General features: G+C 70.9%; 18 protein-coding genes and 1 pseudogene. 5 read left to right on the forward strand and 14 right to left on the reverse strand.

The features are described from left to right. Positions 1-75: 75 nt before the first annotated feature. The gene (locus QFZ82_RS15930; protein ID WP_307713808.1) at positions 76-582 is read right to left on the reverse strand and encodes a nuclear transport factor 2 family protein; all 507 of its coding nucleotides are present in this window, start codon (positions 580-582) and stop codon (positions 76-78) included. A 429-nt stretch (positions 583-1,011) separates the two neighbouring features. Between QFZ82_RS15930 and QFZ82_RS15935 the strand changes: the two genes are divergently transcribed. Then, on the forward strand, positions 1,012-1,512 hold the full coding sequence (locus QFZ82_RS15935) for a MarR family winged helix-turn-helix transcriptional regulator (protein WP_307713809.1): 501 nt from the start codon (positions 1,012-1,014) through the stop codon (positions 1,510-1,512). Positions 1,513-1,655: 143 nt separating this feature from the next. On the opposite strand, the pseudogene QFZ82_RS15940 reads toward QFZ82_RS15935, so the two are convergent. From QFZ82_RS15940 to QFZ82_RS15950, 3 genes and pseudogenes are all read right to left on the reverse strand, one after another. Beyond that, positions 1,656-1,907: pseudogene (locus tag QFZ82_RS15940) on the reverse strand (PIG-L deacetylase family protein); the annotation flags it as partial. A 153-nt stretch (positions 1,908-2,060) separates the two neighbouring features. Beyond that, on the reverse strand, positions 2,061-2,705 hold the full coding sequence (locus QFZ82_RS15945) for an isochorismatase family protein (protein WP_307713810.1): 645 nt from the start codon (positions 2,703-2,705) through the stop codon (positions 2,061-2,063). Positions 2,706-3,244: 539 nt separating this feature from the next. Then, on the reverse strand, positions 3,245-4,195 hold the full coding sequence (locus tag QFZ82_RS15950) for a LysR family transcriptional regulator (RefSeq protein WP_307713811.1): 951 nt from the start codon (positions 4,193-4,195) through the stop codon (positions 3,245-3,247). A 62-nt stretch (positions 4,196-4,257) separates the two neighbouring features. On the opposite strand from QFZ82_RS15950, the gene QFZ82_RS15955 reads away from it, so the two are divergent. Further along, positions 4,258-5,538 (forward strand): MFS transporter, encoded by a 1,281-nt coding sequence (locus tag QFZ82_RS15955; protein ID WP_307713812.1) that lies wholly within the window; start codon positions 4,258-4,260, stop codon positions 5,536-5,538. Positions 5,539-5,556: 18 nt separating this feature from the next. Here QFZ82_RS15955 and QFZ82_RS15960 read toward each other — a convergent pair whose 3' ends face one another. The 4 genes from QFZ82_RS15960 to QFZ82_RS15975 form a co-directional block, all read right to left on the reverse strand. Beyond that, positions 5,557-7,056, reverse strand: a complete 1,500-nt coding sequence (locus tag QFZ82_RS15960; protein WP_307713813.1) for an aldehyde dehydrogenase (NADP(+)) — start codon at positions 7,054-7,056, stop codon at positions 5,557-5,559. Then, complete coding sequence (locus tag QFZ82_RS15965; RefSeq protein WP_307713814.1) at positions 7,053-7,994, reverse strand: fumarylacetoacetate hydrolase family protein; 942 nt, start codon at positions 7,992-7,994, stop codon at positions 7,053-7,055. The genes QFZ82_RS15960 and QFZ82_RS15965 overlap by 4 nt, the downstream gene beginning before the upstream one ends. A gap of 41 nt (positions 7,995-8,035) precedes the next feature. Continuing rightward, on the reverse strand, positions 8,036-9,583 hold the full coding sequence (locus QFZ82_RS15970; protein ID WP_307713815.1) for a UxaA family hydrolase: 1,548 nt from the start codon (positions 9,581-9,583) through the stop codon (positions 8,036-8,038). Positions 9,584-9,665: 82 nt separating this feature from the next. Next, on the reverse strand, positions 9,666-11,021 hold the full coding sequence (locus QFZ82_RS15975) for an MFS transporter (RefSeq protein ID WP_307713816.1): 1,356 nt from the start codon (positions 11,019-11,021) through the stop codon (positions 9,666-9,668). A 246-nt stretch (positions 11,022-11,267) separates the two neighbouring features. Between QFZ82_RS15975 and QFZ82_RS15980 the strand changes: the two genes are divergently transcribed. The 3 genes from QFZ82_RS15980 to QFZ82_RS15990 all read left to right on the forward strand — a co-directional run bounded on the left by QFZ82_RS15980 (position 11,268) and on the right by QFZ82_RS15990 (position 13,974). After that, positions 11,268-11,948, forward strand: a complete 681-nt coding sequence (locus QFZ82_RS15980; RefSeq protein WP_307713817.1) for a GntR family transcriptional regulator — start codon at positions 11,268-11,270, stop codon at positions 11,946-11,948. Positions 11,949-12,176: 228 nt separating this feature from the next. Next, positions 12,177-12,824 carry a L,D-transpeptidase family protein gene (locus QFZ82_RS15985; protein WP_307717737.1) on the forward strand — a complete coding sequence of 216 codons (648 nt, stop codon included), beginning with the start codon at positions 12,177-12,179 and terminating at the stop codon, positions 12,822-12,824. A gap of 136 nt (positions 12,825-12,960) precedes the next feature. Further along, positions 12,961-13,974 carry a sigma-70 family RNA polymerase sigma factor gene (locus QFZ82_RS15990; protein ID WP_307713818.1) on the forward strand — a complete coding sequence of 338 codons (1,014 nt, stop codon included), beginning with the start codon at positions 12,961-12,963 and terminating at the stop codon, positions 13,972-13,974. Between the two features lie 27 nt (positions 13,975-14,001). Here QFZ82_RS15990 and QFZ82_RS15995 read toward each other — a convergent pair whose 3' ends face one another. The 6 genes from QFZ82_RS15995 to QFZ82_RS16020 all read right to left on the reverse strand — a co-directional run bounded on the left by QFZ82_RS15995 (position 14,002) and on the right by QFZ82_RS16020 (position 20,182). Beyond that, the gene (locus QFZ82_RS15995; protein WP_307717738.1) at positions 14,002-14,406 is read right to left on the reverse strand and encodes an STAS domain-containing protein; all 405 of its coding nucleotides are present in this window, start codon (positions 14,404-14,406) and stop codon (positions 14,002-14,004) included. A 95-nt stretch (positions 14,407-14,501) separates the two neighbouring features. Continuing rightward, positions 14,502-15,779, reverse strand: coding sequence for a thymidine phosphorylase (locus QFZ82_RS16000; protein ID WP_307713819.1), 1,278 nt, complete (start codon positions 15,777-15,779; stop codon positions 14,502-14,504). A 110-nt stretch (positions 15,780-15,889) separates the two neighbouring features. After that, on the reverse strand, positions 15,890-16,288 hold the full coding sequence (locus QFZ82_RS16005; protein WP_307713820.1) for a cytidine deaminase: 399 nt from the start codon (positions 16,286-16,288) through the stop codon (positions 15,890-15,892). Beyond that, positions 16,285-17,553 carry an ABC transporter permease gene (locus QFZ82_RS16010; RefSeq protein ID WP_307713821.1) on the reverse strand — a complete coding sequence of 423 codons (1,269 nt, stop codon included), beginning with the start codon at positions 17,551-17,553 and terminating at the stop codon, positions 16,285-16,287. The genes QFZ82_RS16005 and QFZ82_RS16010 overlap by 4 nt, the downstream gene beginning before the upstream one ends. Next, positions 17,550-18,656 carry an ABC transporter permease gene (locus tag QFZ82_RS16015; RefSeq protein ID WP_307713822.1) on the reverse strand — a complete coding sequence of 369 codons (1,107 nt, stop codon included), beginning with the start codon at positions 18,654-18,656 and terminating at the stop codon, positions 17,550-17,552. Before QFZ82_RS16015 ends, QFZ82_RS16010 begins: the two co-directional genes overlap by 4 nt. Continuing rightward, on the reverse strand, positions 18,653-20,182 hold the full coding sequence (locus QFZ82_RS16020; RefSeq protein WP_307717739.1) for an ABC transporter ATP-binding protein: 1,530 nt from the start codon (positions 20,180-20,182) through the stop codon (positions 18,653-18,655). The genes QFZ82_RS16015 and QFZ82_RS16020 overlap by 4 nt, the downstream gene beginning before the upstream one ends. Positions 20,183-20,275: the final 93 nt, after the last annotated feature.

Consider the following 20,275-nt stretch of genomic DNA (forward strand, 5'->3'; position numbering starts at 1 on the left):
GAGCTCGGCGCGACAACGGTGGTCAACTCCGCGAGCGGGGGGCGAGCGACTGGCAGAGCGGTCCGATCGGCGGAGTCACTGGCCCTGGTGAGCAAGCTCGTCCAGGGTCTGTACGCGCTGGACGATCTCCCACTTGCCGTTCACCTTGCGGAGCTTGTCGGTGTAGGTGCCGGTGGCGTAGACGGCGTGCTCCGTCTCGGTCTCCGCGACCCAGTACCAGGAACGGGCGGTGGCCGTCGTGCCGTTGACCTCGATCATGGCGGGTCCGGTCATGTGCCGCTTGCCCTTGGTGAAGCCCTTCTCGGCCAGGTCGATGAACATGGCCTTGATCTCGCTCCGGCCGTCGGCGGAGCCGAACGGGCTCCGGTAGTGACCGTCCTTGGCGTACAGGTTGGCGTAGCTGTCGGCGTCCCTGAGATCGATGGACATCTGGTGACGGTCTATCACCTCGCGGATGGCGAACCGATCGTTGGGGCTGTCGCTCTCCGTGGCGGTGGCGTTCCCACCCAGGAACACGCCGGCGGCCGCAGCACCGGCAAGGGCACCGATGACGGGGGCGGCCACCCTCCGGATGATCTTCATGTCGACTCCTCGGGTTAGTCAAAGCCATTGATAGTCACAACTATTACTAACTCGATCGTATTCCGGTCCGGAGGGTGGCGTCCAGCGCCGGGAGGAGCCGAGGAAGTCGGTCAGCGCGAAGCCGTGGGACGGGCACCCCGCTCACGGGCGGCACACTCCCGGACGGCAGGTACCCGTTGACGTTGCACAAGCGGCGGATGCCCTCCGCGGGCCGGTCGGCCGACCGGGCGGCGTCGTCGATCCGGGCACGGGCTTCCGGGAGCCACGGCGGCGGCAGAAAGGGCGCCGACGGCACCCAGCCGTCGGCGAGTCGTCCGCCGGTCGTCCGCTCAGCCAAGGGAACGCGGCCCGCGGCCCCGGCCACCCCCTCTGTGCCCACTATTATTACGGATGGTGACAGTCAATAACGCTTACGAGGGGAGTGCCGTAGTGCGGCGCAGCGAACGGAAGCAAAAGGATCCGGACCTCGGGAATCTGTCCACGCGCCTGCTCTTCTCGATCCAGAAGGAGCTCTTCGAGACGCTGGCCCAGCAGGGGCACCCTCAGCTACGGCCACAGCACGGGGCCGTGCTGGGCTTTCTCGACGAGGAGGGCACCCGGGCGACGGAACTGTCCCGGCAGTCGGGCACTCATAAGCAGGTCATCGGCAACCTGATCGACGAGCTGGAGGCCCTGGAGTACGTGGAGCGCCGGCCCGACCCCCGGGACCGGCGGGCCAAGCTGGTCGTCCCCACTCGCCGGGGCCGGGACCAGATGGAGAAGTCGGACGCAATCATGGCCGCCATCGAGCAGCGGCACGCAGAGGCGATCGGCGAGCGGAAGTACGCGGTGTTCAAGGGCGCCTTCCGGGAGATCACCGCCCAGCAGCTGGCACAGTTCGACGAGGTCGCGGCCAGCAGGCGGGAGCCGCGGAAGGGCACCGGTCGCTGATCCCGCCTCACAGCGGGACCACTTCGAAGGCGATCGCCGGCGGCACTGGAGATGATCACGTCGGGGCGGTGACCGCGGATGACGCGGGCGAGGTCGCGGCGCAACGCAATGCCGTACTCGACCGTGCCGTCGGCGGCGACCTGCTCGGCCGACCGCACCGTGGCGGTGCGGTCGGGAGGCATGGACTCGATTCCGGCCTCACCACGTGTGACCAGCAGGTCGACCACTGTCTTGCCCTGTGCGACCCAACGGGCGATCGCCGACGAGGCCCCGAACTCCAGGTCGTCCGGATGAGCCACCACCGCAAGCCCCCGGCGCCAGTCGTCCGCCACCGACTGCCGGAGCATCCGGGCAATGGTCATATCCGTGACAGTCACGATCCTTACTATACACATACTCGATCGAGCTGTTGCTCCAGCCCCTCAGCGCTCCTCGACGGTGAGGCGGGGTGCCGGGCTCTGCGGGGGACAGGGCCCGGCACCCGGTGAGCTCCTGCGGTGCGGTTACGGGGGATGCGCGCCGCGGGAGCGGCTCGGTGGCCGGACGGGTCAGCCGTTCTTGGAGTACACGGAGGACAGCTGACCGACCAGCGTGGCGAACGGCATGTCCAGCGCCCCATAGACCTCGTAGGCCTTCGGGTCGGCGTTGTCGGCGAGGATCTCGACCATCGTGGTCGCGTAGTCGGTGACGATGACGCCCGCCTGCTGCATGCGCAGCAGACCCGCCGTGCGCTTGGTCTCGCTGAAGGTGCCGGAGGCGTCGATGGCCGCGTAGGCGTCATAGCCGGCGGCCGTGGCGGAGATCGCCGGGAAGGCGAGGCAGACCTCGATGGAGACACCGGCGATGATCAGCTTCTTGCGGCCGGTGGCCTCGACGGCATGGCGGACGCGCGGGTCGTCCCAGGCGTTGACCGTGCTGCGGTCGACCACCGCAAGGTCCGCCGGGAGCACCTCGGCCAGCTCCGGTACCAGTGGCCCCCACAGGCCGTCCGCCCCGGTGGTGGTCACCACGGTGGGGATGTCCAGCACCTGTGCGGCCTTGGCCAGGGCTGCGACGTTGTGCTTGAGCGTGGCGACGCCGATGTCGCGCACGCCGGTGAGCAGACCGATCTGGTGATCGACGAGCAGCAGGGCGGCGTTGTCGCGGGTCAGAGGCTCGTGGAAGCGGCTGGTTCCGGGGAGGTTCTCGCTCATGGGGGGTCTCCTGTGCAGGGGCGGTCACCCCGCCCACGGTTTCGTCACAGCTTTGATAGTCAAAGACCTTGACTAGCTGCAGCCTATTCCCGCCTCGGCGGGAAAGACAAGGTCACGCCGTAGGAGACCTCCCAAACCGCCCGACGCCCGCTGCCTGGCAGCCCTGAAAAGAGTGCGCGAGGTGGGCCCCGCTTGGTCATGACAGGTAGCCCCCACCGGGCCCGGTGACCACTGCCGGTCTCGGGCAAGTCCCCAACTGCCCAGCACGGGCGCGTAGGCAGGGGCCGGGGGCGGCGGCCCCCGGTGGCCTCCGCCCCCGCGAGGTCTGGCCGCGTAGCCCCAGTTACGGGAAGGGGCATCACCGCGGCGCGAAGCTGCCGCAGCCGGAGGCAGGAGGACACTCGAAGCCTCTGCCCGGCGAGGAGTCCTGACCGCGGGAGGCCCGGCGGCGTGGGGCGGCAGCACCCGTGCCGCCCGAGGGGGCTGGGGGCGGAGCCCCCAGTCACGGGAATGGGCGGGGTGGGGGAAAGCCCCCCGGGCTACGCCAGCACGTTGCCGCGGCGGGAGAGCAGGAAGCGTTTGAACGCTGCCACCGGTGGCGTGTCCGGGTGGCCGTCCAGCCACGCCACGCCGATCTCGCGGACCGCCCTCGGCGCCGTGACCGTCAGTTCGACGACGCCCGGGCGGGCCACCGCGGGCGGCGGGAGGAGGGCGACTCCCAGGCCCGCCGCCACCAGTCCGCGCAGCGTCTCCGCCTCCTCCCCCTCGAACGCGACGCGCGGCGTGAAGCCCGCCTGCGCGCACAGGTCGTCGGTGATGCGGCGCAGCCCGTAGCCCGGTTCGAGCGTGACGAAGGCTTCGTCCGCGGCCTCCGCCAGGCGGACGCGCCTGCGCGCGGCCAGGCGGTGGTCGTCGGGGACGACCAGCCGCAGGCGCTGTTCGTCGAGGCGGCGCGCGACCAGGTCGGGTGCGTCCGGGACCGGCGAGGTCAGGCACAGGTCGAGTTCGCCGGCCCGGAGCCGTTCGATCATGGCCTCGCCGTAGTTCTGGACCAGGGTGAAGCGGATCCCGGGGTGGTCGGCGCGGAAGGCGCGGATCAGGCCCGGCACCGTTTCGGAGCCCATCGTGTGGAGGAATCCGAAGGCGACCTTGCCCGCGCGCGGGTCGGCGTCCGCCCGGACCGCCTCGGCCGCCCGCTCGATCTCGGACAGCGCCCGTTCCGCCGAGGTGAGGAAGGCGCGGCCGGCCGGGGTCAGCGACACCGTGCGGCCCTTGCGCGCGAACAGCGTGACTCCCAGGTCCTGTTCGAGCCGGACCATGGCGCGTGAGAGCGTCGACTGGGGCACGCCCATCTCCTGCGCGGCCCGTGTCACATGCTCCTCCCGCGCGACCCCCGCGAAGTACGCGAGCCGTGGCGCGAGCAGCAGCGCGATGTCTTCTTCGTAACTGCCTCGTGACAGGCGAGCCCCTGAACTGTGGTCATGCGCCATGGGAACGATTATCGCAGTTTCATGCATTGGACGCATGAAAAGGAGCGGCCTACCTTCGACATATGCCTCCTGCCAGTACCAAGGCGCCCACCACCGTGGGCGCCGCCTCGCCGTCCCCCGTCACCGACACCAGGCTCTCCCCCGGCGCGCCCGGCTACCGCCGCATGAGCTTCGCGCTCTTCGCCGCCGGAATGGCGACCTTCGCCCTGCTCTACTCCACGCAGGCACTGCTCCCCGCCGTCTCCGCCGACTTCGGCGTGACCGCCGGCGCCGCCAGCTGGACGGTGTCCGCCGCGACGGGCGCGCTGGCCCTGTGTGTCCTGCCGCTGAGCGCCCTGTCCGAGCGCTTCGGCCGGCGCACGGTCATGACCGTGTCGCTCGCGGTGGCGGTCGTCCTGGGGCTGCTGGTGCCGTTCGCGCCGAACCTGGAGTGGCTGGTGGCGCTGCGCGCCCTGCAGGGCGCGGCACTGGCGGGACTGCCGGCCTCGGCGATGGCGTACCTCGCGGAGGAGGTCAGGCCCAAGGCGCTGGTGGCGGCGATCGGCCTGTTCGTCGCGGGCAACAGCATCGGCGGCATGAGCGGCCGCATCCTCACCGGCTGGGTGGCCCAGCTCGCGGACTGGCGGGTCGCGCTCGCCGCGGTGGGCCTGATGGCACTGGCGTGCGCGCTCGTCTTCCGGGCGCTGCTCCCCCGGGCACGGCACTTCACGCCGGGTTCCCTCAGCCCCCTCGCCCTGGCGAGGACGGTCCGCGGCCACCTGGCCGACCCGCTGCTGATGCGGCTGTACGCGATCGGCGCGCTCTTCATGACCGTCTTCGGCGCGGTCTACACGGTGATCGGCTACCGGCTGGTGGAGGCTCCGTTCGACCTCCCCCAGGGCGTGATCGGCTCGATCTTCCTGGTCTACCTTGTCGGCACGGTCTCGTCCGCGGCCGCCGGGAAGCTGGTCGCGCGGCTGGGCCGGCGCGGCGCGCTGTACCTCGCGGTCACCACGACGGCCGCCGGTCTGCTGCTCTCGCTCGCCGATGCGCTGGCCGCCGTGCTGCTCGGCCTGGTCCTGATCACCGCCGGGTTCTTCGCCGGCCACGCCGTCGCGTCGTCCTCGGTGAGCCGTACGGCGAAGACGGGCCGCGCCCAGGCGTCGGCGCTGTACCAGTCCGCGTACTACCTGGGCAGCAGCGCGGGCGGCACCCTCGGCGCCATCGCCTTCCACGCCGGCGGCTGGTCCGGCACGGTGGCCCTCGGGCTCCTGGCGGTGTTCGGCGTCGTGTCGGTCACGCTGTACGGGACGCACGCGGCGCGGGCCCAGGAGCGGGCGCTGAACCCGGCCGCGGCGCACTGATCCGGAGCGCCTGCCGGATCAGGTGCCTACGTCGCCGGTGCCGAGGCGGCCGTTGACGCGACGGGGTATCCCGAGCACGTTGCGGTCGCGCAGCGCCGGCGGCAGCGCCTCCTGCGGGGCGGACTGGTGGCAGACCGGCCGCATGAACCGCCGGACCGCGGTGGCTCCCACCGAGGTGTGCAGCGGGGCGGTCGTCGCGGGCCACGGTCCGCCGTGGTGCATCGACCAGGTCACGGCCACGCCGGTCGGCCAACCGTTCCACACGAGTCGGCCCGCCCGCTCGACGAGCACCCCGGCGAGCGCGGCGAGGCGCCCGGCCTCGCCGTTCTCGGCGTGGAGGGCGGCGGTGAGCTGTCCGGGCAGCTCAGCGGCGAAGGGTGCGAGGTCGGCCTCGTCCTCGTACTCGACCACGAACGACATCGGCCCGAAGCACTCGGTCAGCAGCTCGGCCGCGTGGGCGCGGAGTACGGCGAGCGGCACGGACAGCAGAGCCGGGGCGGCGGCCGGTTCCGGTGCGGGCGCGCCGCCGTGGAGCGTGCGGACGCCGGGAACCTCGGACAGCCGCCGCAGCCCCGTGGTGTACCCGGCGTGAACGGACTCGCTGACCATGCGCGCCGGTACAACGCGCGCGACGGCGTCGGCGAGCTGCTGATCGAGTCCGTGCCCGGCGGGCAGGAGGAGCAGGCCGGGTTTGGTGCAGAACTGGCCGGCGCCCTGGGTGAAGGAGGCCACGTACTCCTCGACGAGGCGTTCGCCGCGGGCCGCGACCGCCCGCTCGGTGACGAACACGGGATTGATGCTCCCGAGTTCCCCGTAGAAGGGGATGGGCTCCGGCCGGGCCGAGGCCAGGTCGGAGAGGGCCCGCCCGGCGCGGGTGGATCCGGTGAACGCCGCAGCCTTGATGTGCGGGTCCTGAAGTGCCCTGCGCCCTGCGTCGAGGCCGGCGATCAGCGCGAACGTCCCGTGCGGCGCGCCCGCCGTGCCGAGCGCCGCCGTGACGTGGTGCGCCGTCCTTGCCGAGAGCCGGGGGTGTCCGGGGTGGGCCTTGACCACGACCGGGCAGCCGGCGGCCAGCGCCGAGGCCGTGTCACCGCCGGCGACACTGAAGGCGAAGGGGAAGTTGCTCGCCGCGAAGACGAGGACGGGGCCCAGCGGCACCATCATGCGGCGCAGGTCCGGGCGCGGCGGACCCCCGGAGCCCGGTGGCGGGACCACCGCGGTGTCGATGACTGCGTCCAGGTGGGACCCTTCGAGGACGGTGTCGGCGAACATGCGCAACTGCCCTGTCGTGCGCAGAAGTTCGGAGCTCAGCCGGTCGGTGGTCAGGCCGGTTTCCTCGTGGGCCAGCCCGACCAGTTCCTCTGAGGCGTCGTCGAGTGCGTCGGCCACGGTGCGCAGCATGCCCGCGCGGGCGTCGGGGCCGAGCGCGGCGAGAGCATGGGCCACGCCGGCGGCGTCGCGGGCGGCCGCGTCCACGCCCGGTGCGGTGGTGTCCGGGCACGTGGTGATGGTCGTCATCGTCCGTTCTCCCTGCTCCGGACGGTGTCCGGGGACAGCAGCCAATCCATGGCCGCCTTGCCTTCCACGACCGGGTTGGTGAGCGAGCCCACCCAGGAGATCTCGATGCGGACTTCGTCGCCGCGGCGCAGCGTCATCTCGAGGCCGGGTACGAGGCCCGTCCCGGTGGCGAGCACGACGCCCTCCGGGAAGTGGTCTGCGCGGAACAGCCACTCCACAAGGGACTCGATCCTGCGGTGCATGCGGCGCGTCGACGTGGTGCCCGAGTACAGGACGTGTCCGCCGCGGTCGACGGTCAGGGAGATGTCCAGGTCGTGGGGGTCGTCGACGAGCCAGGCGGGCCGGATCCCGGCGGCGAGGGCGCAGCTGCCGGCGTAGATCTTGGCCTGCGGAAGGTAGAGGGGGTTGTCGCCCTCGATCTGCCGGGAGCTGACGTCGTTGCAGACGGTGTAGCCGACGATCTCGGCGTGCGCGTTGGCCACGACGGCGAGCTCGGGCTCGGGGACGTCCACGGCCGAGTCGCTGCGGACTCCGATGGGCTCGCGGTCGGTGACGACGCGCCAGGGCACGGACTTGAAGAACAGTTCCGGCCGTTCGGCCTCGTAGACCTGCTCGTACACGGTGGCCTGGGTGCTCTCCTCCACGCGGGCCTCGCGGGATCGTTCGTATGTCACGCCGGACGCCCACACCTCCATCCGGCCGTCGGCGGGTGGCAGCAGGAGGACGTCCTGCTCGTCGGCGCTGGGGGCTGCGGCGGACTCCACCCGGTCCCTGATCTGCGCCAGCGGCAGGGTGAGCAGGTCGGACAGGCGTGTGAGGCCGGGCAGCGGGCTGATCTTGCCCGCCGTACGCACGCCGATGCGGACGTCGCCGCTCTCGCGGTCGGCGTAGCGGACGATGAGGGGTCCGGGGGCCGTGGAGTCGTCGATATCGGTCACGGTGCGTTCCTTTCTCCGTGAGTTCACAGGTACCGCGGGGTTCACAGGACGGTGGAGAGCTGCCAGGGAACGAATTCCTCGTCCCCGTATCCGAGTTCTTCACTGGCGGTGCGCCGGCCCGAGGCGACGTCGAGGATCAGATCGAAGATCTTCCGGCCCATCTCCTGAACGCTGTACGTCCCGTCCGCGACCGGCCCGCAGTCGAGGTCCATGTCGTCGGGCATCCGCCTGAACAGGTCGGTGTTGGTGGCCAGTTTGATGCTGGGGGTCGGCTTGCACCCGAAGGCGGAACCGCGGCCGGTGGTGAAGCACAGCACGGTGGCACCGCCCGCGACCATGCCCGTGGCGTTGACCGGGTCGTAGCCGGGAGTGTCCATGAAGACCAGTCCGCGGCCGGTGATGCGCTCGGCGTAGCGCACGACGTCGCACAGGGCGGTGGTGCCGCCCTTGGCGACGGCGCCGAGGGACTTCTCCAGGATGGTGGTGAGGCCCCCGGCCTTGTTGCCGGGCGAGGGGTTGTTGTCGATCGAGCTGCCGTCGCCCTGGACGTGCATCTCCCACCAGCGGATGCGTTCGATCAGCTTGTCGCCGACCTCGGAGCTGACGGCCCGCCGCGTGAGCAGGTGCTCGGCGCCGTAGATCTCCGTCGTCTCACCGAACACGGCCGTGCCGCCGTGCCGGACGAGCAGGTCGGCGGCCGCACCCAGGGCGGGATTGGCCGTCACCCCGGACCAGGCGTCGGAACCGCCGCACTCCATGGCGAGGAGGAGTTCGCTCGCCGGAACAGGCACCCGGCGCAGCGCCGCGGCTGCCGGAAGCATCTCCTCGATCGCCGCGACCCCGGCGGCCACGGTGCGCCGCGTGCCACCGATCTCCTGCACGGTCATCGTGCGTACGGGCCGGTCGAGGGTCCGGGGCCAGCCGCCTGCCAGGTCGCGGACCTGGTTGACCTCGCAGCCGAGGCCGAGGACGAGCAGCCCGGCGATGTTGGGATGCTGCGCGTAACCGGTGAGGGTGCGGCGCAGGATGTCGAAGCCTTCGTTCCCGGGGCCGCCGGTGCCGCAGCCCGCGGTGTGGGTGAGGGCGACGACTCCGTCGACACCGGGATACCGGCTGAGGATGCCGGAGGTCTCTACCTGCCGGGCGATGGCCCGGGCCGCGGTGGCGGAACAGTTCACGGTGGTGAGGACGGCAAGGTAGTTGCGGGTGCCCACGCGCCCGTCGGCGCGTACGTATCCGTCGAAGGTGGCGCGCTCACCAGCTGGGACGTACGCGGTCGGCCGGGCGTCGGCACCGGTCCGGTGGTCCCGGTCGAAGGCGCGGAACGCGAGGTTGTGGGTGTGGACATGGTCGCCGGCCGTGACGGGCCGGGAGGTGAAGCCGATGACCTGGCCGTACTTGCGGACCGCCGTGCCCTCGTCGAGGGCACGGGCGGCCAGCTTGTGCCCGGCCGGTACGGGCGCGGCGACGGTCATGGGGCGGCCGCTCGGGTCCGTGTAGGTGCCGGGGGCGATGTCCTTGCGTGCGACGTACACGTCGTCGCCGGGCTGGAGCCGGAAGGCGACGTGCTCGAGAAGCTGTGTGTTCACTCCGGGGTCCTCGGGGTCGGCCGGTGGGGCGCCGCGGTGTGCGCCGCGCCCCACCGGGGTTCGGAGCAGAGGCGAGAACGCGTCACGCGCGCGGGCGGACGGGCAGCGGTTCGGCGCGCTGGACGACGAATGCGTACGACAGGGCCCCGAGGACCGCGAAGGCCGAGACGACGAGCAGCGGGATGACGAAGGAGCCGGTGCGGTCGACGAGGTAGCCGACGAGCAGCGGGCTGCCGATACCGGCGAGGTTGGAGGCGAAGTTCTGGATGCCGCCGACGGACGCGACGTGCCGGTCGGAGGGGGCGACGTCCGCGGGCAGGGACCAGATGCCAGAGGCGGCGAAGGCGAGGCTCGAGTAGGCGACGGACAGCAGGGCCAGGGCCATCCAGGCCGCCGGGACGAGGACGGCGAGCCCGATGACGGAACCGCCCAGCATGCCGCTGATGATGACCGTCTTGCGCACCCGGGTGACGTCGGCACCACGCTTGATCGCCCGGTCGGCGAACCAGCCGCCGGCGTAGGCGGCGAACACCGCGCAGATCCCGGGCAGGGCCCCGAACACCCCGAGCTTGAGGAGGGTGAAGCCGCGCTCCTCGACGAGGTAGGTCGGGAAGAACGTGATGAAGAAGTAGATGCACATGTTGAGGCAGAAGAAGCCGAGCATCATGCCGCGCACCGTGCGGTAGCCGAACAGGTCGCGCCAGCGCAGTTTGCTCGCGGCGTCGCTGTCGGCGTCGGCGCTGCGGGCGCCGCCTGCGCGGATGTACGCGCGTTCGGCCTCGTTGGCCTTCGGGTGGTCCTCAGGGTCCCGGTACAGCCGCCACCACGCGAGCGCCCAGACGAGGCCCACCGCGCCGGTGACCACGAAGGCGGCGCGCCATCCGGCGAGGGCGACGAGCGCGGTGACGAGGGGCAGTGCGAGAACGCCGCCGACTCGTGAGCCCGAGTCCCAGATTGCTGTGGCGAGGCCGCGCTCGTGCCGGGGGAACCAGCGGGATACCACCTTGGCGCTGGTGGAGGGCGCGGGGCTCTCGCCGGCGCCGAGCGCGAGGCGCGCGCCGAACAGTGACGCGAAGTTCTGCGCGGCCGCCGTGAGCATGGTGAACACCGACCACCAGATCGAGGCGGTGGTGAAGGTACGCCGTGGGCCTACGCGGTCGACGTACCAACCGGCGACGAGTTGGCAGAAGTCGTAGGACCAGAAGAACGCGGCAAGGATCATGCCCTGCTGGAACTTGGTGAGGGTGATGTCCTCGCCGATGAAGGGGAGCGCGACGCCGAGGTTGGCGCGGTCGAGGTAGTTGATCGTGAGGCCGCCGAAGGCGAGCCAGACGATCAGCCAGCGGACGCGGGTCGCGCCGGCAGGCGCAGCCGTCGCCGCGGCGGCCGGACGGGCTGTGCTCTTCGGAGGGTTGGCGGGGGCGTGCGGGGCGGTCATCGGTGACGCACCTCCTGGACCGGTCCGGGGCGGCCGGCCGTACATGGACACAGACAGGAAGAGAGACGCGCGCGCAGAGTGGGGAGTCCCGAGCTTCGGGGCGCGGTAACGCACCGGAAATTCTCGATTCACGATCCTGTAGGATTCTGCAGGAAGGTTGGCACGGTGACGGGACCCCGTCAACCCATCGCGTGCGAAGATTTCGCCGGGACCGGGGAGGGCCCCGGCCAGTGGTGGAGGTGAGTCGTGACGCGTGACCCCGTAGCGGCGGCCGTACGGCTGCCCGCCCGGCAGAACCTGGCCGACGACGTCCACGAGGCGCTCAAGGCGATGATCATGGATCACGTCATCGAACCCGGCGCCCGCGTGAACGTGTACGCGCTCTCCCGCGAACTGGGGGTGTCCCAGACCCCCTTGCGTGAAGCCCTCGCACACCTGGAGGCGGACGGCCTGGTCGTGAAGGAGTCACTGCGGGGCTTCTTCGTCGCCCCGCTCATCTCACGCGCCCAGTTCGAGGACCTCTTCGAATTCCGGCTGCTCATCGAGCCGTGGTCCGCCGCACGCGCCGCGGAGCGCTGCGGCCCCGAGGGCCATCGGAGCCTGCGCGCCGAGCTCGCGACGTGCACCGATGTACCCGAAGGCGGCGAGTACGCGGACTACAAGGCGGTCGCGACGCACGACCACCGCTTCCATGTGCTCGTGGCGGAGCTGTCCGGGAACGACAACATGCCGCCGGCATTCGAGCGCACCAACTGCCACCTGCACATCTTCCGGCTCTTCTACCAGACGTACGTCGGCACGGCGGCGATCGACGAGCACGGCGCCGTAACCGACGCGATCACGGCGGGCGACCCCGAGGCCGCGGAGGCGGCCATGCGGCGGCACATCGAGAGCTCACGCGCCAGGCTGCGGGCGGCGTTCGACTGAGCGCACAGAGAGTACGCGCCAGAAACGCGCACATCGGGCGCGCACCCGACTCGCGCGCCGGAATCACGCCCGGAATACGTCGCGAATACGTCCCCCGTCCGTGCAACTACCGCTCCCCTTCGCGTGTCTCAACCGGCAGACCATCCTCACCGGAAGGGATGCGAAGGGGAGTTGGGGGACATGAGGGGCAGAATAGGACGTACGGGAGTGCTGCTCGGGCTGACCGGCATGCTGCTCCCGCTCGGCGTGGCGCTCGGCAGCGGCACCGCGCACGCCGCGTCGTGCACCACGTCGACGGGTCCGTACCAGAAGCAGGTCGAGAAGTTCCTCGGCCGCCCGGTCGACGGGCGCCAGTCGGCAACCGACTGCCAGGCGATCCGCGCCTTCCAGGCCAAGCACGGCATCACGCCCACGATCGGTTACGCGGGCCCGATCACCTGGCGCACGATGAACACGATGCTCGCGCAGCGTGCGGCGGGGAACAACCCGAACAAGGCGGGCAAGTGCCCGACCGACAAGGGCCGGATCGCGTGCGTCGACCTGACCCGGCAGCTCAGCTGGATCCAGGACGGCCGGACGCTCAAGTACGGCCCGGTGCCGGTGCGCACAGGCAAGAACGGCACCGAGACCCGCACCGGCGCGAAGAAGATCTACTGGCGCAACATCAACCACTGGTCGACGCTCTACAACGTGCGGATGCCGTACTCCCAGTTCTTCGACGGCGGACAGGCGTTCCACTCCACGACGAAGTCCATGTGGAACCCGCCCGGCTCCGGCGGCTGCGTGAACATGCGCTCCGCGGACGCGAAGGCATACTGGAACCTGTTGAAGAACGGCGACGACGTCTACGTGTACGGGCGCAAGCCCGGCACCTGAGCCCGTCGGTCACACGCCCCTCCACGGTCCCACGGGAGCGGCCCGGCCGCTCCCGGATTCACCGGCTCGGGCCTGATTGTCAGTGGGCTGCGGTAGCTTTCGAACCGCTGGTGCCGATGGGTGACAGGGTGGACCGATGAGTGACCTCGCTACGCAGGATCTCGACGCACGGCTGGAGCAGCACCGCAGGGAGCTGACCGGCTACTGCTACCGCATGCTGGGCTCGTCCTTCGAGGCCGAGGACGCGGTCCAGGACACCATGGTCCGCGCCTGGCGGAACATCGAGAAGTTCGAGGGTCGCTCCTCACTGCGCTCCTGGCTCTACCGCATCGCGACCAACGTCTGCCTGGACATGCTCAACGCGGGCAACCGTCGCGCGCGGCCGATGGACCTGACCGGCCCCACCCCGGTCACCCAGGCCCGGCTCAACGCCCGTCCGGAGATCACCTGGCTGGAGCCGGTGCCGGACGGGCGCGTGCTGCCGTCGGTCGTGGACCCGGCGGAGACGGCCGTGGAGCGGGAGACGATCCGGCTGGCGTTCGTCGCGGCGCTCCAGCACCTGCCGCCCAAGCAGCGTGCCGTGCTGATCCTGCGCGAGGTGCTGGCCTGGAAGGCGAGCGAGGTGGCCGAGCTGCTGGGCACCACGGTGGCCTCGGTGAACAGCGCCCTCCAGCGCGCCCGCGCCACGCTCGCCGAGCAGGAGCCGACGGCTGCGGACGCGGCGGCCCCGCTCGACGAGGAGCAGCAGGACCTGCTGAACCGCTATGTCGCGGCCTTCGAGGGGTACGACATGAAGGCCCTGACGGCGCTGCTCCACGAGGACGCGACGATGTCCATGCCGCCGTACGACCTGTGGCTGCGCGGGCACGACGACATCGTGGGCTGGATGCTGGGCGTCGGCGAGGTCTGCCGCGGCTCCCGGCTCGTCCCGACCGTGGCGAACGGCGTCCCGGCGTTCGCGCACTACCACCCGAGCCAGGACGGCGAGGGCTACGAGCCGTGGGCCCTGATCGTCCTGGAGCTGCGGGACGGCAAGGTCGGCGGGATGGACTTCTTCCTGGACACCAAGCGCTGGTTCCCGCTGTTCGACCTGCCGGCGCGGCTGGACAAGTCCGGGGCACCGGTCGAGGAGGCGGCGGACAGCGTCTAGGGCCGACGGGGCGGGGCCGGGGCGGCTCTAGGCGACTTCGCCCAGCTCCATCAGCCCGACGAGGCCGAGCAGGGCCACCAGGTCGGGCGGGGCGTTCCGCACGCGTATGCGGGTGCCATGGCGGCGGGCGGTGAGCTGGAGGCGGGCGAGGGCGTCGACGACGGCGAGGCTCGTCTGGGCGAGCCCGCCGACGTCGCACACCACCTCGGCCTGGCAGCGCCGCGCCGCACCGGCTCCAGCCGCCGTGCCCGGGTCCGGCACGGTGTCCGCCGCCGCTGCGCTGCCGGCCGGCGCCGGGTCGTCTTCCCGCGCCGTTCCGGGGGAGGACGCCGTCGTGCCGAGGTCCATCAGGAGAGCGCTCAACTCTTCGCACAGACGTGGCGCATCGCCGGGGGCGACCCTCCCGGCGATGCGCATGACGATCGGCTGCATGGCGTCCACACGGGGATGACCGGCGCCGCGGCGGGAACTCATCGCCTCGGCCCGCGCGGACTCGCCCCCTGCCGGGCGCCGGTGGCTCCCCGGGCTCAGGCGATGCGGTCCAGGACGATCGGGGTCGCCGTGAACTCCGTGCCCGCCGGGGCGATGTCGTAGGCGCCCTCCAGGGACTTCAGCGCGTAGTCGAACTTCTCCGGCGTGTCCGTGTGGAGCGTCAGCAGCGGCTGGCCCGCCGTCACCGTGTCGCCCGGCTTGGCGTGCATCTCGACACCCGCGCCGGCCTGGACCGGGTCCTCCTTGCGCGCGCGGCCAGCGCCCAGGCGCCAGGCGGCGATGCCGACGTCGTACGCGTCCAGGCGGGTCAGGACGCCCGAGGACGGGGCCGTGACGACGTGCTGCTCGCGAGCGACCGGCAGGATGGCGTCCGGGTCGCCGCCCTGGGCCGCGATCATCCGGCGCCACACGTCCATGGCGGAGCCGTCGGCCAGCGCCTTCGCCGGGTCGGCGTCCTTGATGCCGGCCGCGTCGAGCATCTCGCGCGCGAGCGCCAGGGTGAGCTCGACGACGTCGGCGGGGCCGCCGCCGGCCAGGACCTCGACGGACTCGCGGACTTCGAGGGCGTTGCCCGCGGTGAGGCCGAGCGGGGTGGACATGTCGGTGAGCAGCGCCACGGTCTTCACCCCGCTGTCGGTGCCCAGTGCCACCATGGTGGAGGCCAGTTCGCGGGCGTCCTCGATGTTCTTCATGAACGCGCCGGTGCCGACCTTCACGTCCAGGACGAGCGAGCCGGTGCCCTCGGCGATCTTCTTCGACATGATCGAGGACGCGATCAGCGGGATCGCCTCGACGGTGCCGGTGACGTCCCGCAGCGCGTAGAGCTTCTTGTCCGCGGGGGCGAGCCCGTCGCCCGCCGCGCAGATGACGGCGCCGGTGGTGTCGAGGACGTGCAGCATCTCCTCGTTGGACAGCAGCGCGCGCCAGCCGGGGACGGACTCCAGCTTGTCGAGCGTGCCGCCGGTGTGACCGAGGCCGCGGCCGGACAGCTGCGGCACGGCCGCGCCGCACGCGGCGACCAGCGGGGCGAGCGGGAGCGTGATCTTGTCGCCGACGCCGCCGGTGGAGTGCTTGTCGGCGGTCGGGCGGCTCAGCGAGGAGAAGTCCATGCGCTCACCGCTGGCGATCATCGCGGCGGTCCAGCGGGCGATCTCCGTGCGGTTCATGCCGTTCAGCAGGATGGCCATGGCGAGCGCCGACATCTGCTCGTCGGCGACCTCGCCGCGCGTGTACGCGTCGATGACCCAGTCGATCTGCTCGTCGCTCAGCTCGCCCCGGTCCCGCTTGGTGCGGATGACGGAGATGACGTCCATGGCATTCCTCCAGAGTCGCTCCACGCGGCCGAGTCGGCTCCAGACGCACAGAGCAAGGGTAGGGGAGCGGCCCTCCCACCGGAGCAGAAGGGCCGCGGGGAACAAAGGGGTTACGGCAGATGGCCGGGGCCGAAGGCATGCGGCAGCATCTCGGAGAGCGGCAGGACACCCGCCGGCGTGTCCAGCAGCAACTCCGGTCCGCCGAACTCGTACAGCAGCTGACGGCAGCGGCCGCACGGCACGAGCAGCGCGCCCTCGCCGTCCACACACGTGAAGTGCGTGAGCCGGCCGCCGCCGGTCGCCTGCAGCTGCGAGACCAGCCCGCACTCGGCGCACAGCCCGAGCCCGTACGAGGCGTTCTCGACGTTGCAGCCCGTGACCGTGCGGCCGTCGTCGACGAGGGCCGCCACCCCGACCGGGAAGCCCGAGTACGGGGCGTACGCGTGCGACATCGCCTCGCGCGCCAGCACCCGCAGAGCCTCCCAGTCGAAGCCGTCGGCCGCCGTCACTTGCCCTGGCCCCTGAAGTACGGCTGACCGTTGGCCCTGGGCATGCGCAGCCGCTGTGCGGACACCGCCAGCACGAGCAGCGTGGCGACATACGGCGCGGCGTCGACGAACTGGCTGGGCAGCTCGTCCGTCAACGCGTACCAGGTGAACAGCAGCGCGGAGAACGCCGCAGAGACCACGGCCTGGACGTACTTCTTCTTGTAGAGCAGCCAGAACACCGCGATCAGCAGCAGGATGGCGAGCAGCAGCAGCATCGCGTGGACGTTCTCCGCGCCGCCGCGCAGCTTGAGGCTGTCGGTGAAGCCGAACAGGCCCGCGCCCAGTGCCATTCCGCCCGGCATCCAGTTGCCGAAGATCATCGCGGCGAGACCGATGTAGCCGCGGCCGCCGGTCTGGCCCTCCTGGTAGATGCCGGTGATGATCGCGAGGAACGCGCCACCGAGGCCGGCCAGTCCGCCGGAGACGATCACGGCGATGTACTTGTACTTGTAGACGTTGACGCCGAGCGACTCGGCGGCGACCGGGTTCTCACCGCAGGAGCGCAGCCGCAGACCGAAGCTGGTGCGCCACAGCACCCACCAGGTGCCGGGGACGAGCAGCAGCGCGACGACGGTCAGCAGCGACAGGTTGGTGACCAGGCCGCCGAGGACGCCGGCCAGGTCGGACACGAAGAACCAGTGCTTGGCCTGGAGGTCGCCCAAGGCGTCGGAGAGCCCCGGGACCGTGATGCGCTCGATGGCGTCGATGCGCGGCGACTGCTTGGAGGAACCGCCCTCGGTCTCGGCGAAGGTGAAGTTCGACAGGTAGCGGGTGAGGCCGGTGGCCAGGATGGTGATGGCGACACCGGAGACGATGTGGTTGACCTTGAAGGTCACCGTCATCACCGCGTGCAGCAGACCGCCGAGCGCACCGCCGACGATGCCGAGCAGCACACCGGTCCACGGGCCCCACTGGTAGCCCGCCCAGGCACCGAACCAGGTGCCGAGGATCATCATGCCCTCGAGACCGATGTTGATGACGCCGGCCCGCTCGGCCCACAGTCCGCCGAGTCCGGCGAGGCCGATCGGCACGGCGAGCTGGAGCGCGCCGGAGACCTGGCCGACGGAGGTGAGGTCGTTCGCACCGCTGATGACCCGCACCAGCGAGAACAGGGCGAGTCCGCCTGCGATGATCAGCAGGATGACGGGCAGGGACAGCTTGCGGCGGCCGCCGCCCTTCTTGGGCGCGGTGCTCGCCATGGAGACGGTGCTCGTCGACTCGCTCATGCCGCCACCTCCTTCTTCTTCCGGGCCTGCGCGGCAAGCTCCTCGCCGACCTTCTGCTGCTGACGGCGGAGCCCGTACTGACGGACCAGTTCGTAGGACACGACGACCGCGATCACGATCAGGCCCTGCATGATCAGCGCGATCTCCTTCGGGTAACCCTCCAGGCCGATGCCTTCCGCCGTCTTGTCCAGGAAGGCGAAGAGCAGTGAGGCGAAGAAGATGCCGATCGGATTGTTGCGGCCGAGCAGGGCGATGCCGATGGCGGTGAAACCGACACCGACGGGGAAGCTCAGGCTGTACGTGTGGGTCTGGCCCAGCAGCATCGGCATACCGGCCAGTCCCGCCATGGCACCGGAGATGAGCATGGCGGTGAGGACCATCTTCTTGGCGTCCACACCGCTCGCCTGGGCGGCTGACTCACTGGCGCCGGTGGCGCGCAGGTCGAAACCGAAGCGGGTGCGATTCAGCACGAACCAGTAGACGATGCCGAGCGCGAAGGCGACGAAGGTGAAGCCGTAGATGGTGCCGCCGTCCAGCGCCAGGCCGGGGAACCAGCCGGACTCGGCGATGATTCCGGTGTTCAGGTCGTTGGAGCCCTCCGGGCGCACACCGAGGTTCGCCGGCAGGATCATCCAGGCGATCAGGCTGGTCGCGATGGCGTTGAGCATGATCGTGGAGACGACCTCGCTCACCCCGCGGGTGGTCTTGAGGACGCCCGCGATGCCGGCCCAGAAGGCGCCGACGGCCATGGCGACGAGCACGATCAGCAGGACGTGCAGCGGACCGGGCAGTTCCACCGCGGCACCGACGACGGCGGCGAGCATGACCGCGAGGCGGTACTGGCCGTCGACGCCGATGTTGAACAGATTCATCCGGAAGCCGATGGCGACGGCCAGGGCTGCCAGGTAGTAGATGCCGGTCTGGTTGACGATCAGGACCTGGACGTCCGTGAACTCGATCTGGTCGACCATCAGCCGGTACGGCTCGACCGGGCTGAGGTCGGAGAGCAGCAGCACCACGGAGCTGAGCAGGAAGGCCACGACCAGGGCGAGCGCCGGGCCGGCCAGGCCCAGGATCAGCCGGTCCTTGTCGAACTTCTTCATCGGCTCTCACCGTTCTCGTCGTGCTCGAGGTGTCCGGACGCGGCACCGGTCATGGCGGAGCCCAACTCCTCCGGGGTGATCGTGGCGGGGTCGGCGTCGGCGACCAGACGGCCGCGGTACATCACCCGCAGGGTGTCGGAGAGCCCGATCAGCTCGTCCAGGTCGGCGGAGATCAGCAGCACGGCCAGGCCCTCGTGGCGCGCCTCGCGGATCTGGTCCCAGATCTGCGCCTGCGCGCCGACGTCCACACCACGGGTGGGGTGCGCGGCGATCAGCAGCTTCGGCGCGTGGCTCATCTCGCGGCCGACGATCAGCTTCTGCTGGTTGCCGCCGGACAGGGAGGCGGCGGTGACCTCGATGCCCGGCGTGCGCACGTCGTACTCGCGCACGATGCGCTCGGTGTCCTGGCGGGCGGCCTTGAGGTCGAGCAGCCCCTTCTTGCTGTTCGGCTTCTCCGTCACATGGCCGAGGATGCGGTTCTCCCACAGCGGCGACTCCAGCAGCAGGCCGTGCCGGTGCCGGTCCTCCGGGATGTAGCCGATGCCGCCCTCGCGGCGCTTGCGGGTGGCCGCGTGCGAGATGTCGGCGCCGTCGAGCGTGACGACACCGGCGTCGGGGTCTCGCAGGCCCATCAGGGCCTCGATGAGCTCGGTCTGGCCGTTGCCCTCCACACCGGCGATGCCCATGACTTCGCCCTTGTGGATGGTGAATCCGATCCCGGCGAGGACCTCGCGGACCACGCCGTCGGGGTCGGTGGCCGTGAGCCTGAGGTCCTCGACCTTGAGCATCGGCACGTCCGTGACCGTCGACTCGCGGGTCTCCGGCGACGGCAGCTCGCTGCCGACCATCAGCTCGGCGAGCTGCTTGGGCGTGGTGCTCCTCGGGTCCGCGGTGCCGACCGTCGTACCGCGGCGGATGACCGTGATCTCGTCGGCGACCGACAGCACCTCGCCCAGCTTGTGCGAGATGAAGATGACGGTCAGGCCCTCGGACTTGAGTTCGCGCAGGTTGTCGAAGAGCGCGTCGACCTCCTGCGGGACGAGCACGGCGGTCGGCTCGTCGAGGATCAGTGTGCGGGCGCCGCGGTAGAGGACCTTGAGGATCTCGACGCGCTGGCGGTCGGCGACGCCGAGCTGCTCGACGAGGACGTCGGGACGCACGCCGAGGCCGTACGCGTCGGAGATCTCCTGGATCTTCTTCCGGGCCTTGGCACCGATGCCGTACAGCTTCTCGCCGCCGAGAACGACGTTCTCCAGGACGGTGAGGTTGTCGGCCAGCATGAAGTGCTGGTGCACCATGCCGATGCCCAGTGCGATGGCGTCGGCGGGGCTCGAGAAGGTGACCTGGTCGCCGCCGACGGTGATGGTGCCCTCGTCCGGCTTCTGCATGCCGTAGAGGATCTTCATCAGGGTCGACTTGCCGGCACCGTTCTCACCGACCAGGGCGTGCACGGTGCCCTGGCGGATCGTGATGTCGATGTCGTGGTTGGCGACGACGCCGGGGAAGCGCTTGGTGATGCCGCGCAGTTCTACGGCGGCAGGAGGGCTGGACGCGTTGATGACGCACTCTCCTTGGCGGGAAGGAGCGGGAGGGCAGGCGGAAAGGGCGGGCTGTGGTGG

Source organism: Streptomyces sp. V4I23 (genome assembly GCF_030817975.1).
Lineage (GTDB): Bacteria > Actinomycetota > Actinomycetes > Streptomycetales > Streptomycetaceae > Streptomyces.

Bases quoted from the DNA above. Each gene is read 5' to 3' on its own strand.
- QFZ82_RS15930 (WP_307713808.1), bottom strand. From the start codon at position 582: ATGAAGATCATCCGGAGGGTGGCCGCCCCCGTCATCGGTGCCCTTGCC.
- QFZ82_RS15945 (WP_307713810.1), bottom strand. From the start codon at position 2,705: ATGAGCGAGAACCTCCCCGGAACCAGCCGCTTCCACGAGCCTCTGACC.
- QFZ82_RS15950 (WP_307713811.1), bottom strand. From the start codon at position 4,195: ATGGCGCATGACCACAGTTCAGGGGCTCGCCTGTCACGAGGCAGTTAC.
- QFZ82_RS15955 (WP_307713812.1), top strand. From the start codon at position 4,258: ATGCCTCCTGCCAGTACCAAGGCGCCCACCACCGTGGGCGCCGCCTCG.
- QFZ82_RS15960 (WP_307713813.1), bottom strand. From the start codon at position 7,056: ATGACGACCATCACCACGTGCCCGGACACCACCGCACCGGGCGTGGAC.
- QFZ82_RS15975 (WP_307713816.1), bottom strand. From the start codon at position 11,021: ATGACCGCCCCGCACGCCCCCGCCAACCCTCCGAAGAGCACAGCCCGT.
- QFZ82_RS15985 (WP_307717737.1), top strand. From the start codon at position 12,177: ATGCTGCTCCCGCTCGGCGTGGCGCTCGGCAGCGGCACCGCGCACGCC.
- QFZ82_RS15990 (WP_307713818.1), top strand. From the start codon at position 12,961: ATGAGTGACCTCGCTACGCAGGATCTCGACGCACGGCTGGAGCAGCAC.
- QFZ82_RS15995 (WP_307717738.1), bottom strand. From the start codon at position 14,406: ATGCAGCCGATCGTCATGCGCATCGCCGGGAGGGTCGCCCCCGGCGAT.
- QFZ82_RS16000 (WP_307713819.1), bottom strand. From the start codon at position 15,779: ATGGACGTCATCTCCGTCATCCGCACCAAGCGGGACCGGGGCGAGCTG.
- QFZ82_RS16010 (WP_307713821.1), bottom strand. From the start codon at position 17,553: ATGAGCGAGTCGACGAGCACCGTCTCCATGGCGAGCACCGCGCCCAAG.
- QFZ82_RS16015 (WP_307713822.1), bottom strand. From the start codon at position 18,656: ATGAAGAAGTTCGACAAGGACCGGCTGATCCTGGGCCTGGCCGGCCCG.